Source organism: Streptomyces sp. NBC_01465 (assembly GCF_036227325.1).
In the GTDB taxonomy this organism is placed as follows: domain Bacteria; phylum Actinomycetota; class Actinomycetes; order Streptomycetales; family Streptomycetaceae; genus Streptomyces.
Genome location: NZ_CP109467.1, coordinates 5177023 through 5189829, shown reverse-complemented (window position 1 = coordinate 5189829; position 12807 = coordinate 5177023). Strand labels below are relative to the sequence as shown.

Genomic DNA, 12807 nt, shown 5'->3' with positions numbered 1-12807 from the left:
CTTTCCGTTACGGCAGGTTGCGCGCCATGACGATGCGCTGGACCTGGTTCGTGCCTTCGTAGATCTGCGTGATTTTGGCGTCGCGCATCATGCGCTCCACCGGGTAGTCACGCGTGTAGCCGTAGCCGCCGAGCAGCTGGATCGCGTCGATCGTGACCTCCATGGCCACGTCCGAGGCGAAGCACTTGGCTGCCGCGCCCGCGAACGTCAGGTCGCTGTCGCCGCGCTCGGACTTCGCCGCTGCGGAGTACGTCAGCTGGCGGGCGGCCTCGATCTTCATCGCCATGTCGGCGAGCATGAACTGGACGCCCTGGAAGTCGGCGATCGGCTTGCCGAACTGCTTGCGCTCCTGGACGTAGCCCTTGGCGTAGTCGAAGGCTCCCTGGGCGATGCCGAGCGCCTGGGCCGCGATGGTGATGCGGGTGTGGTCCAGGGTCTTCATCGCCGTGGCGAAGCCGGTGCCCTCCTCGCCGATCATGCGGTCGGCGGGGATGCGGACGTTGTCGAGATAGACCTCGCGGGTCGGGGAGCCCTTGATGCCGAGCTTCTTCTCGGGGGCGCCGAAGGAGACGCCCTCGTCGGACTTCTCGACGACGAAGGCGGAGATGCCCTTCGAGCGCTTGGTGGGGTCGGTGACCGCCATGACCGTGTAGTACTCGGACTCGCCGGCGTTGGTGATCCAGCGCTTCACGCCGTTGAGCACCCAGAAGTCGCCGTCGCGGACCGCGCGGGTCTTCATGCCGGCCGCGTCGGAGCCCGCGTCGGGCTCGGAGAGGCAGTACGAGAACATGCCCTCGCCCTTGGCCAGGGGGCCCATGTACTTCTTCTTCAGCTCCTCGGAGCCGGAGAGGATCACGGGGAGCGAGCCGAGCTTGTTGACGGCGGGGATGAGGGAGGAGGAGGCGCAGACGCGGGCCACCTCCTCGATCACGATGACCGTGGCGAGCGCGTCGGCGCCCGCGCCGCCGTACTCCTCGGGGACGTGGACCGCGTGCAGGTCGTTGGCGGTGAGGGCGTCGAGCGCCTCCTGCGGGAAGCGGGCCTCCTCGTCGACCGCGGCCGCGAAGGGAGCGATCTTGGCCTCCGCGAGGGAGCGGATCGCGTCGCGGAGCATGTCGTGCTCCTCGGCCGGGCGGTACAGGTCGAATTCGGGCGAACCTGCCAAGGTTGTTCACTCCCCAAAAGATGTTAACTACCGTTTAGTAACTTCATTTTAATGCGGACGCAAGAGGGAGGTATACGTGAGCTTGGATACAGGGGGAAACGTGTCCGGTGAGGCGCCCGGATATGCTCGGGCCCGCACTCTTGTCCGTACGTCCCAGGAGCACCGCATGGCCCTCAAGATCACCGTGATCGGCACCGGATACCTCGGCGCCACGCACGCCGCGGCCATGGCCGAGCTGGGATTCGAGGTGCTCGGGCTCGATGTCGTACCCGAGAAGATCGAGATGCTGTCGCAGGGGCGCGTGCCCATGTACGAGCCCGGCCTCGAGGAGATCCTGCAGCGGCACGTCGCCGGGATCGAGGGGTCGAGCGGTCGGCTGCGGTTCACGACCTCGTGGGAAGAGGTCGGGGAGTTCGGGGACGTTCATTTTGTCTGCGTGAACACGCCGCAGAAGCACGGCGAGTACGCGTGCGACATGAGTTTTGTGGATTCTGCTTTTGCTTCGCTCGTGCCGCATCTGCGGGCGGGCGCGCTGGTCGTCGGCAAGTCCACCGTGCCCGTCGGGTCCGCGGCGCGGCTGGCGAAGACGCTCGGCGAGGGGGTCGAGCTCGCCTGGAACCCGGAGTTCCTGCGGGAAGGGTTCGCCGTCAAGGACACCCTGCACCCCGACCGGATCGTGGTCGGGGTGGAGAGCGAGCGGGCCGAGAAGCTGCTGCGCGAGGTGTACGCGGGGCCGGTGGGGGAAGGGTCGCCGTTCGTGGTGACGGACTTCCCCACCGCTGAGCTCGTGAAGACCTCTGCCAATTCGTTCCTGGCGACGAAGATCTCGTTCATCAACGCCATGGCCGAGGTGTGCGAGGCGGCTGACGGTGACGTCGTGAAGCTGGCCGAGGCCATCGGGCACGACGAGCGCATCGGGAAGAAGTTCCTGCGGGCCGGTATCGGCTTCGGGGGCGGGTGCCTGCCGAAGGACATCCGGGCCTTCATGGCGCGGGCCGGCGAGCTGGGTGCCGATCAGGCGCTGACCTTCCTGCGGGAGGTCGACTCGATCAACATGCGGCGGCGCGGGCACATGGTGGAGCTGGCGCGGGAGGCCGTGGGCGGCGACTCCTTCCTGGGGAAGCGGGTCGCGGTGCTGGGCGCCACGTTCAAGCCGGACTCGGACGACGTACGGGACTCGCCCGCGCTGAACGTGGCGGGGCAGATCCATCTCCAGGGCGGTCAGGTGACCGTGTACGACCCGAAGGGGATGGAGAACGCCCGCCGCCTCTTCCCGACGCTGGCGTACGCGGAGAGCGCGCTCGAGGCGGTGCGCGGGGCGGACGTGGTGCTGCACCTGACGGAGTGGCAGGAGTTCCGGGAGCTGGACGCGGTGGCGCTGGGTGAGGTCGCCGGGGAGCGGATCATTCTGGACGGCCGCAATGCGCTGGACGCTGTGGCGTGGCGGGATGCGGGCTGGACGTTTCGGGCCATGGGGCGGCCGCGGGCGTAGGTGGGTGGGCACGCGACCTTCGGCCGCGTTGTCCTCAATCGCCGGACGGGCTTGATGTGCCCGTCGGGCTTGAAACGCCCTTCCGCGCCCGGTAGGCGCGCATCTTGGCTCGGCTGCCGCAGACCGACATCGTGCACCAGCGGCTGCGGCCCGCCGGGCTGCGGTCGTAGTACGCCCAGTGGCAGTCCTCCGCCTCGCATGCCTTGAGGCGCGGCCAGGTGCCGTCCGCCGCCGCCGTCGCTATCGCCGCCGCGATACGGGACGGGAGTGCGGCCGGGTCGGCGGGGGTCAGCGTTGCCGTGCCCTCCGCGTCGATCGTCAGGAGCAGCGGGGCCTTCGACAGCAGGCGTGTCAGGGCGGCTCCGGTGTCCGGGGCGCCGTGGCCGGCGTGGGCGCGGCAGACCGCCCGTAGCGCTTCGCGCAGCTCCGTCGCCTCTGCGAGGGCGGGGCCGGTCAGGGAGAACTCCGCGGCGAGGCGGTCTTCGCCGGTGTCGAGGCTGAGCGTGTTCACCAGCGTCTCGATCAGGGCGAGGCCGCCGGGTGCGGGAGCTCTGTCATTCATATTGCGACGTTACCTCTTGTGCGGGAGTATGCAGTAACGGTTACCGGTGAACGGCAAGCACTGGTAACACTCTCGGAGAGGCGGAATCATGGCTGTCGCCAGGCTCGGCACGATCGCACTGGACTGTCCCGACCCGCGCGCGCTCGCCGCGTTCTACATGGCGGTGCTCGGCGGCACGGTCAAGGACGGGGACGGGGACGACGACGAGTGGGTCGAGACCGCGGGGTACGAGGGGACGCCGCTCGCGTTCCAGCGGGTGGAGGGGCACGTACCGCCGGAGTGGCCCTCGTCCGAGAAGTCCCAGCAGTTCCACCTGGACCTGACCGTCGAGGACCAGGACGCAGCGGAGACCGAGGTGCTCGCGCTCGGCGCGACGCTGCTCGACAAGGGCGAGGCGGGGCGCACGTGGCGGGTGTACGCGGACCCGGCTGGGCATCCGTTCTGCCTGTGCGCCTGCTGACCCCTCCACCGTCACCCACCACAACCGACGGACGGAGTCCGGCGCAGCCGCACGAAGCCCGAGAGGCCCCCAAGGGCCGAACGGCGCGAGCGCGGCGTCGAAAAGCAGTCCCCGCGGGGCATCCGTTCTGCCTGTGCGCCTGCTGAAAAGCAGCGGCGGGGGTACGGAACCCGGTTCCGTACCCCCGCCGCCAACTGCCGTGCTCAGCCGTCCAGTTGGTCCAGCGTCGCGTTCGAGGGGCCGCGCTGCGACTGCAGGTCGCGGGACACGTCCTCGGCCGCGCGCAGGGTGCGGACCGCGTTCTGCCAGGTGAGCTTCGCCAGGTCGGGCTTGGACCAGCCGCGGCCGATGAGCTCCGCGATCAGGTTCGGGTAGCCCGCGACGTCCTCGAGTCCGGCCGGGGTGAAGGCCGTTCCGTCGTAGTCGCCGCCGATGCCGATGTGGTCGACGCCCGCGACCTCGCGCATGTGGTCGAGGTGGTCGGCGATCGTGGAGACCGTCGCCATCGGGCGGGGGTTCGCCGCCTCGAACTCGGCGTGGATCTTCATCGCCTCGGGGGTCGTGTCGAGGTGGTGCAGACCGTGCGCGCGCATGTTGTCGTCCGCACGGTTCGTCCAGGCCACCGCCTCGGGGAGCACGAACTTCGGGACGAAAGTCGCCATCGCCGTACCGCCGTTGGCGGGCAGCAGCGCCAGGACGTCGTCCGGGATGTTGCGCGGGTGGTCGCAGATCGCCCGCGACGAGGAGTGCGAGAAGATCACCGGCGCCACGGAGGTGGCGATCGCGTCGCGCATCGTCGTCGCCGCCACGTGCGAGAGGTCCACCAGCATGCCGCTGCGGTTCATCTCCCGTACGACCTCGTGGCCGAAGGCCGTCAGCCCGCCGGCCTTCGGCTCGTCCGTCGCCGAGTCCGCCCACGGGGTGTTGTCGTTGTGCGTGAGCGTCATGTAGCGGACGCCCAGCGCGTGGAAGGCGCGGAGCGTGGCGAGGGAGTTGTTGATCGAGTGGCCGCCCTCGGCGCCCATGAGGGACGCGATACGGCCCCCCGCCCGTGCCGTCTCCATGTCGTCGGCGGTCCATGCACGGACCAGGTCGCTCGGGTAGCGGGTGAGCAACTGGTCGACGCAGTCGATCTGTTCGAGCGTCGCGCTGACCGCCTCGTCGCCGGTCAGGTCGGTCTGTACGTACACCGACCAGAACTGCGCCCCGACCCCGCCCTTGCGCAGCCGGTGGATGTCGGTGTGCAGGGAGCCCTGCTGGTCGCGGGCGATGTCGAGCTTGTCGAGGTCGTAGCGGACCAGCTTGCGCAGCGCCCAGGGGAGGTCGTTGTGGCCGTCGACGACCGGGTACTCGGAGAGGAGGTCGAGGGCTTCGGTGAGGTGCGGGGGCAGGGTCGTCATCGCGGGTCGCCTACTTTCCGAATCCGAAGGAGCCCGCGCCTTCGACCTTCGTACGCAGCCGCTTGCCCTTCTCCGTCGCCTGGTCGTTCAGCTCCTGCTGGAACTCCCGCATCTTCACCATGAGTTCGGGGTCCTGCGTGGCGAGGATCCGCGCCGCGAGCAGACCCGCGTTGCGTGCGCCGCCGACCGAGACCGTGGCGACCGGGACGCCCGCCGGCATCTGCACGATGGAGAGCAGGGAGTCCATGCCGTCGAGGTACTTCAGCGGGACGGGGACGCCGATCACCGGCAGCGGGGTGACGGAGGCCAGCATGCCCGGGAGGTGGGCCGCTCCCCCGGCGCCCGCGATGATCGCCTTGAGGCCGCGCCCGGCGGCCTCCTCGCCGTACGCGATCATCTCGCGCGGCATGCGGTGCGCCGAGACGACGTCGACCTCGTACGGGATCTCGAACTCTGCGAGGGCCTGGGCCGCGGCCTCCATCACGGGCCAGTCGGAGTCCGAGCCCATGACGATGCCGATGAGGGGGTTGCTCATTCTGTGATCGTTCCTCGCAGGTAGCCGGCTGCGTGACGGGCGCGCTCCAGCACGTCGTCCAGGTCGTCGCCGTAGGTGTTGACGTGCCCGACCTTGCGGCCCGGCTTCACGTCCTTGCCGTACATGTGGATCTTGAGCTGTGGATCGCGGGCCATGCAGTGCAGATACGCCTGGTACATGTCCGGGAAGTCGCCGCCCAGGACATTGGCCATGACCGTCCAGGTCGACCTCGGGCGCGGATCGCCCAGCGGGAGGTCGAGGACGGCGCGGACGTGGTTGGCGAACTGCGAGGTGATCGCGCCGTCCATCGTCCAGTGGCCGGAGTTGTGCGGGCGCATCGCCAGCTCGTTGACGAGGATGCGCCCGTCGCGGGTCTCGAAGAGCTCGACCGCGAGGTGGCCGACGACACCGAGCTCGTCCGCGATGCGCAGCGCCAGCTGCTGGGCTTCGCCGGAGAGGGTCTCGTCGAGATCGGGCGCGGGGGCGATGACCGTGTCGCAGACACCGTCGACCTGCTGGGACTCCACGACGGGGTACGCGACCGCCTGGCCGTGCGGCGAGCGGACGACATTGGCCGCCAGCTCCCGTACGAAGTCCACCTTCTCCTCCGCGAGGACGGGCACGCCCGCCCGGAAGGGGTCCTGTGCGTCGGCGGCCGTGCGGACGAACCACACGCCCTTGCCGTCGTAGCCGCCCGTGACCGTCTTGAGGATCACCGGGAAGCCGCCCACCTCCTCCGCGAAGGCCGCCACGTCCGCCGGATCGCGCACGATCCGGTGGCGGGGGCAGGGCGCGCCGATCTCGCTGAGCTTCGCGCGCATCACCCCCTTGTCGTGGGCGTGCACCAGCGCGTCGGGCCCCGGGCGGACGACGACGCCGTCCGCTTCCAGGGCCCGCAGGTGCTCGGTGGGTACGTGCTCGTGATCAAAAGTGATCACGTCGCAGCCGCGCGCGAAGGCGCGCAGCGTGTCCAGGTCGCGATAGTCGCCGATGACGACTTCGCTCACCACCTGGGCCGCCGAGTCCTGGGGGGTGTCACTGAGGAGCTTGAATCTGATGCCGAGGGGGATGCCCGCCTCGTGGGTCATTCGGGCGAGCTGACCGCCACCGACCATGCCGACTACCGGGAACGTCACGTACTCCAGGGTATCCGCCGTGCGGACAGCTCCCCGACTCGGTCGCTGGTTACAGTGGAAGGGCTGACCACATACATCTGCCTATCCGGACGGGGCCCCCACCATGAGCGAACGCGGCGCCCTGCGGACGCGGCTGGACCTGCTCGCCCGCGAGATCGCCAAGTTCGGGGCGGTCGGCGCGATCGGGTTTGTGGTCAACCTGATCGTTTTCAATATCTGCGTGCACGCTTTTGACCTGGCGGTTGTCCGTTCCGGGGTCATCGCCACGATCGTCGCCATCGCCACGAACTACATCGGCAACCGCTACTGGACGTACCGGCACACCGACAAGAACAAGCGCAGCCGCGAGCTGATGCTCTTCCTGCTCTTCAGCGGCATCGGCCTGGTCATCGAGAACGGCATCCTCGCCCTTTCGCACTACGGCTTCGGCTTTACCTCGACGCTCGCCGACAACATGGCGAAGAACGTCGTCGGGCTCGGCATCGGCACGGTGTTCCGCTTCTGGTCGTACCGCACCTGGGTCTTCAAGGCGCTGCCCGCCCGGGACGCCGTACAGACTGCTGAATCCTTTCTGGAGAGCCCTGAGGCCCAGGCCCACCAGGCTCAGGTGAACAGCTCCACTACCTGATCGTCGGCTCCGGCTCGGAGTCGTTCAGAGGGCGTACGACCTTGCCGTCCCGGCTCAGGAAGAGCGCGAAGACCGGCGGCTGCTGCTGCAGCATCTCCAGCCTCCCGCCGTCCGCCTCCGCCAGGTCGCGGGCCACGGCGAGACCGATGCCGGTGGAGTTCCGGCCGCTGATGGTCCGCTCGAAGATCCGGGCGCCGAGGTCGGGCGGGACACCGGGGCCCTCGTCCGTGACCTCGATCACGGCCTGGTTGCCGGTGACGCGGGTGCGGACCGCGACCGTTCCCCCGCCGTGCATCAGCGAGTTCTCGATCAGCGCGGCCATCACCTGGGCGACCGCGCCCGGCGTTCCGACCGCCCGCAGATTTGTCTTCCCCGACCGTACGATCGCCCGCCCCGAGCTCCGGTAGGCAGGCCGCCACTCCTCCAGCTGCTGCTTGACGACCTCGTCGAGGTCGAAGGTGACGGCCGAGCCCGTACGCGGGTCGCGGGAGTTGGTGAGCAGGCGCTCCACGACGTCGGTGAGCCGCTCGACCTGCGTGAGCGCGATCGTCGCCTCCTCCTTCACCGTGTCGAGGTCCTCGGTGAGGGTGATCTCCTCCAGGCGCATGGAGAGGGCCGTGAGCGGCGTACGGAGCTGGTGCGAGGCATCGGCCGCGAGCCGGCGCTCGGCGGTCAGCATGCGGGCGATGCGCTCGGCGGAGGAGTCGAGGACGTCGGCGACGCGGTCCAGCTCGGGGACCGCGTACCGCTTGTGGCGGGGACGCGGGTCGCCCGAGCCGAGGCGCTCGGCGGTCTCGGCGAGGTCGGTCAGCGGGGCGGCGAGCTTGTTGGCCTGCCGTACGGCGAGGAGCGTCGCGGCCACGATGGCGAGCAGCGCGACCGCGCCGATGATCAGCAGGGTCTTGCCGACCTCGCGGGTGACCGAGGAGCGGGACTCCTCGACCGAGACCTTCTCGCCGCTCTCCCCGTCGGCGGTGCCCCGGATGACACCGCCCTCGGGCTTGGTGCCGATGCGGATGGTGTCGCGGCCGGGGATCTCGATGACCGCGTACCGGGTGGAGACGTCGATCTGGCCCTGCAGTATCTCCGTGGAGACCTTCTCGTGGCCGACCAGACGGCTGTCCACGATGGAGGCGAGGCGCTGCGCCTCGGAGTCCACGCTCTCCTGGGCGCTGCTGCTGATGGTGCGCGTCTCGACGATGACGAGCGATACGCCGAAGACCGCGATGACGACGAGGACAACGGCGAGCGTGGAATTGATCAGTCGGCGGCGCATGGCTGTGGGTCTACGTCAGCTCTTCTCGAAGCGGAAGCCGACGCCCCGGACCGTGGCGATGTAGCGCGGATTGGCCGCGTCGTCGCCGAGCTTCTTGCGCAGCCAGGAGATGTGCATGTCGAGGGTCTTGGTCGACGACCACCAGGTGGTGTCCCAGACCTCGCGCATCAGCTGGTCGCGGGTGACGACCCGTCCTGCGTCGCGCACGAGCACGCGCAGGAGGTCGAACTCCTTTGCCGTGAGCTGGAGTTCCTCGTCGCCCATCCAGGCGCGGTGCGACTCGACGTCGATCCGCACGCCGTGCGTGGCGGGTGCGGGGGCCGGGTCGCTGGAGCCGCGCCGCAGGAGGGCGCGGACGCGGGCGAGGAGTTCGGCCAGGCGGAAGGGCTTGGTGACGTAGTCGTCGGCGCCGGCGTCCAGGCCGACGACCGTGTCGACCTCGTCGGCGCGGGCGGTGAGCACCAGGATGGGCACGGTGTGCCCTTCGGAGCGCAGCCTCCGGGCCACCTCCAGGCCGTCCATGCCGGGAAGGCCCAGGTCGAGGACGACCAGGTCGACGCCTCCCTGGAGGCCGGCGTCGAGCGCGGTGGGACCGTCTTCCCGCACCTCGACCTCGTAACCCTCCCGACGCAAGGCGCGGGCCAGGGGCTCCGAGATGGATGCGTCGTCCTCGGCGAGCAGTACACGGGTCATGAGTGTGATGGTAGACCGCGCAGGGGCCGGGCCGGGAGGTGATCGACAGACCCTGCGGGTCAGGGATGAGATCCTGGTTCCCGCCTTCGAATGTGGGCTGTTGGTTCCGTACGGGCCTGTGATCGATGTCTCAAGCTCTTCCATATGCCGCTTAGATGCTCTTAAGGTGTCCGGACGCCTATAGCACTACTCAGGGGACTTTCGGCGGTTATGACTCGCCAAAGGTCCCTTTTTCTGTACGAGGTCGGCTTGCCGACCTACTGCACTGTGAATGACCTATCGGCCGGGCCCCGCGTTCGATGTTGAACGCGGAGCGTGGATCCCGGTGTGGTCTTCCCCCTCGGTACGGAGTCATTCCGACTGAACCCTCAGGGCGTGAGGAGGGGACGAACGCACGCCGGTGCCGGCCACCCCCCACAGGGCGCGTCCCCGCTTACCCAGCGGCGCGTCCCTAGCAAGCAAGGATTGACCCATGGCGACCAGCCTGACGAAGGACTCCACCGGGGCACCCTCGGCCGACACGTCCTTCTTCGGCCACCCCCGCGGTCTGGCCACTCTGTTCATGACCGAGATGTGGGAGCGTTTCTCCTACTACGGCATGCGAGCACTTCTGGTGCTCTATCTCGTCTCCGGCGGCGCGGACGCGGCGACCGGCAGCCAGGGCGGCGGGCTCGCGTACACCGCGGCGGCCGCCACGGCCATCTACTCCGTCTACGTGGCCATGGTCTACCTCATGGCCATGCCCGGTGGCTGGTTCGGCGACCGTGTCTGGGGCGCCCGCAAGACCGTGGCCATCGCGAGCTTCGTGATCGTCGCCGGTCACCTGTGCCTGGCCGTCCCGAGCTCGGCGATGTTCTTCGTCGGTCTGGTACTGGTAGCAGTCGGCTCGGGTCTGCTGAAGGCCAACATCTCCACGATGGTCGGTCAGCTCTACAAGGACCCGAAGGACCTCCGTCGCGACGGAGGCTTCACGATCTTCTACATGGGCATCAACCTCGGTGCCTTCGCCGCCCCCTTCGCCATCGGCATCCTCGGTGAGAAGGTCAACTGGCACCTGGGCTTCGGCCTGGCCGCGGTCGGCATGGCGCTGGGCGCGATCCAGTTCATGGTCGGCTCCCGCCACCTGTCCGAGGAGAGCAACCGGGTCCCGAACCCGCTGACGTCCCCGGAGAAGCGCGCCGTCATCACCAAGGTGCTCGTGGCCGTCGCCGTGATCGCGGCGTTCTACCTCGTCGTGGCCTTCACCGACGTCTACCGCCTCACCCTGAACTGGGCGCTGCTCCCGATCACTGTCGCCGGTCTGGTGATCCCGGTCGCCGTGCTGGTCAAGATCAAGCGGGACAAGGACCTCGACAGCAACGAGCAGACCAAGATGACGGCGTTCATCTACTTCTTCGTCGCCGCCGCCATCTTCTGGATGATCTACGACCAGGGTGCGTCCACGCTGTCGCTCTTCGGTGACACCAGCACCGAGCGGTCCATCTTCGGCTGGGAGATGCCGAACACCCTGTTCCAGGCGCTGAACCCCGGCTTCATCATGCTGCTCGCGCCGGTCTTCGCCGCCATCTGGATCTCGCTGGCCCGTAAGGGCCGCGAGCCCAGCACGATCGTGAAGTTCTCCCTCGGTCTGCTCGGTATCGGCGCCTCGTTCTTCGTCTTCCTCATCCCGATGGGCATGGCGGACGACGGCACGAAGGTCACCATGTGGTGGCTGGTGCTGATCTTCCTGATGCACACCGTGGCGGAACTGTGCCTCTCCCCGGTGGGTCTTTCGCTGACCACGAAGATGGCGCCGGCGAAGTACGGCTCCCAGATGATGGGTGTCTTCTTCCTCGCCGTCACCGCCGGTGACAGCGTGACGGGCCTGCTCGCCATCGCCGGTGTCGACCTCAACGGTCAGGGCGTCGTCGCCCTGGAGGCCGCGTCCGCCGTGATCGCCGCGATCGCGGTCTACATGTACCGCAACAAGGTCCAGTCGCTCATGGGCGACGTCCGCTGACGTCTCCCCCGCACGACGGAGGGCCCCGCACCGTTTCCGGTGCGGGGCTCTTTCCGTACGTGAGGAAGCCGTGCCTCAGCGCGTCCCGCGCAGCCTCCGCCACGGGGTGAAGGTGAACACCGCGCCGCCCAGCAGGATCACCGTGCCGGCCACCAGGCCCAGCGCCTGCAGGGCGCCGTGGTCCTCGGCGCCCGTTGCCGCGAGGCCGCCGTCCGTGCCCGCCGAGCCTCCGGCGGCGCCCGACGTGGTCGCGCCGGAGACTCCGCCCGCCTGCTTCTTGACGTCGAGCGTCAGGGAGACCGCCGTCTTCGTCGCCTTGCAGGGGATGGTGATCGGGTCGGCACCGGCGCTCAGCTTCACGACGATCGTCAGATCACCGGGGCTGAGCGTGGCCTTGCCGTCCGCTCCGGGCTTGTACGTGCCCTTCATGTCGTTGAGCGAGACCGGGTCGCCCGCGTTGAGCGCTGTCGTGTTGGCAGCACCCACCACCTTGACCGAGCCGTTGTCCGCGCCGCCGACCTTGATCACCATGGAGGGTGTCAGGGCGCCCGCGGGAAGCGGTGCGGGGCTGTTCATGACGCCCTTGCCCGTCTTCACCGTCAGGTCGTAACCGCCGCCGTTCGCCTTGGCGTTGATGGTCGCCGTGCCGTCGATCTTGGCGGGGCCGGGTGACGTGCAGGCGAAGCCGGTGGTGACGGTCTTGCCCGCGAAGTCGGTCTGGCCACCGGTACCGCCGGTCGTGCCCCCGGTCGTGGTGCCGGTGGTCGTGCCGCCCGTGGTGGTCCCGGTCGTCGTGCCGCCGGTGGTCGTGCCCGTGGTGGTACCGCCGGTCGTGGTGCCGGTGGTCGTGCCCCCGGTGGTGGTGCCGGTCGTCGTACCGCCGGTGGTCGTCCCGCCCGTGGTCGTGCCGCCCGTCGTCGTACCGCCGCCGCCGTCCGTGACCTTGATGGTCAGCGAGGGCGTCACCGCCGCCTTGGGCGAGCACTTGGTGTCCGTCGAGATCGGCTTCGAGACGTTGATGTTGTACTTGTCTGCGGTGAGCGTGACATCGCCCGCCTTCGTCAGCTTCAGCTTGCCCTTCATGTCGGAGAGCACCATCGGGCTCTTCTTGGGGATCGCCGGATTGGTACGGGTGCCCGTCACCGCGAGATCCGCCGTCTGGGCCCCGGCCACCTTGACCGTGCCGGTCGGCAGGACGGTGTCCTTGTCCAGGTCGAGGACGTCGGGGTTGCTGGACGCGGCCTGGGTGGTCTTCCAGACCACGTCGACCTCGTCACCCACCTTCGCCGTCGTGGGCGCGGTGATCTCCACCTTGGTCGTGCCCTCCACGGGCGGCAGACCGGAGATCGACGGCGGTATGCACTCGGTTGCGTACGAGACTTCTGCGGCCTGAGCGGGACTGGCGGCCAGCAGGATCCCCGCGCCGCCGAGCATCAGCGCAACTCCCGCCGCGCTCATCCT

Annotated in this window: 12 protein-coding genes; 4 read left to right on the top strand and 8 right to left on the bottom strand. The window is 68.9% G+C overall.

The window, feature by feature from the left end; genetic code table 11:
* Positions 1-7: 7 nt before the first annotated feature.
* Positions 8-1165, bottom strand: coding sequence for an acyl-CoA dehydrogenase (locus OG707_RS24610; protein ID WP_329121820.1), 1158 nt, complete (start codon positions 1163-1165; stop codon positions 8-10).
* 166 nt (positions 1166-1331) lie between these two features.
* Between OG707_RS24610 and OG707_RS24605 the strand changes: the two genes are divergently transcribed.
* Positions 1332-2657 (top strand): UDP-glucose dehydrogenase family protein, encoded by a 1326-nt coding sequence (locus OG707_RS24605; protein WP_329121818.1) that lies wholly within the window; start codon positions 1332-1334, stop codon positions 2655-2657.
* Between the two features lie 34 nt (positions 2658-2691).
* Here the strand turns inward: OG707_RS24605 and OG707_RS24600 are convergent, their stop codons facing one another.
* Entirely contained in the window at positions 2692-3219 is a 528-nt protein-coding gene (locus OG707_RS24600) for a CGNR zinc finger domain-containing protein (RefSeq protein WP_329121816.1), read from the bottom strand.
* A gap of 88 nt (positions 3220-3307) precedes the next feature.
* Here OG707_RS24600 and OG707_RS24595 point away from each other — a divergent pair, with 88 nt between their 5' ends.
* On the top strand, positions 3308-3679 hold the full coding sequence (locus OG707_RS24595) for a VOC family protein (RefSeq protein ID WP_329121814.1): 372 nt from the start codon (positions 3308-3310) through the stop codon (positions 3677-3679).
* A 203-nt stretch (positions 3680-3882) separates the two neighbouring features.
* On the opposite strand, the gene OG707_RS24590 is transcribed toward OG707_RS24595, so the two are convergent.
* Genes OG707_RS24590 through OG707_RS24580 form a run of 3 tightly spaced genes read right to left on the bottom strand, consistent with a single transcriptional unit; the run spans position 3883 to position 6750 of the window.
* A complete protein-coding gene (locus OG707_RS24590) occupies positions 3883-5079 on the bottom strand; it encodes a dipeptidase (RefSeq protein WP_329121812.1) in 1197 nt (398 codons plus the stop codon).
* Between the two features lie 10 nt (positions 5080-5089).
* Positions 5090-5614 carry a 5-(carboxyamino)imidazole ribonucleotide mutase gene (gene purE, locus OG707_RS24585; protein WP_329121810.1) on the bottom strand — a complete coding sequence of 175 codons (525 nt, stop codon included), beginning with the start codon at positions 5612-5614 and terminating at the stop codon, positions 5090-5092.
* A complete protein-coding gene (locus OG707_RS24580) occupies positions 5611-6750 on the bottom strand; it encodes a 5-(carboxyamino)imidazole ribonucleotide synthase (protein WP_329121808.1) in 1140 nt (379 codons plus the stop codon). The genes purE and OG707_RS24580 overlap by 4 nt, the downstream gene beginning before the upstream one ends.
* Before the next feature lie 103 nt (positions 6751-6853).
* On the opposite strand from OG707_RS24580, the gene OG707_RS24575 reads away from it, so the two are divergent.
* Entirely contained in the window at positions 6854-7378 is a 525-nt protein-coding gene (locus OG707_RS24575; protein WP_329121806.1) for a GtrA family protein, read from the top strand.
* On the opposite strand, the gene OG707_RS24570 is transcribed toward OG707_RS24575, so the two are convergent.
* Together OG707_RS24570 and OG707_RS24565 are read right to left on the bottom strand one after the other, a co-directional pair.
* Positions 7371-8654, bottom strand: a complete 1284-nt coding sequence (locus OG707_RS24570) for an ATP-binding protein (protein ID WP_329121804.1) — start codon at positions 8652-8654, stop codon at positions 7371-7373. The two genes, OG707_RS24575 and OG707_RS24570, sit on opposite strands and share 8 nt — an antisense overlap.
* A 15-nt stretch (positions 8655-8669) precedes the next feature.
* The gene (locus OG707_RS24565; RefSeq protein ID WP_329121802.1) at positions 8670-9347 is read right to left on the bottom strand and encodes a response regulator transcription factor; all 678 of its coding nucleotides are present in this window, start codon (positions 9345-9347) and stop codon (positions 8670-8672) included.
* 472 nt (positions 9348-9819) lie between these two features.
* On the opposite strand from OG707_RS24565, the gene OG707_RS24560 reads away from it, so the two are divergent.
* Positions 9820-11346: a peptide MFS transporter gene (locus OG707_RS24560; RefSeq protein WP_329121800.1), complete on the top strand. Its 1527-nt coding sequence runs from the start codon at positions 9820-9822 to the stop codon at positions 11344-11346.
* A 75-nt stretch (positions 11347-11421) separates the two neighbouring features.
* On the opposite strand, the gene OG707_RS24555 is transcribed toward OG707_RS24560, so the two are convergent.
* On the bottom strand, positions 11422-12804 hold the full coding sequence (locus OG707_RS24555) for a hypothetical protein (protein ID WP_329121798.1): 1383 nt from the start codon (positions 12802-12804) through the stop codon (positions 11422-11424).
* Positions 12805-12807 lie beyond the last annotated feature (3 nt).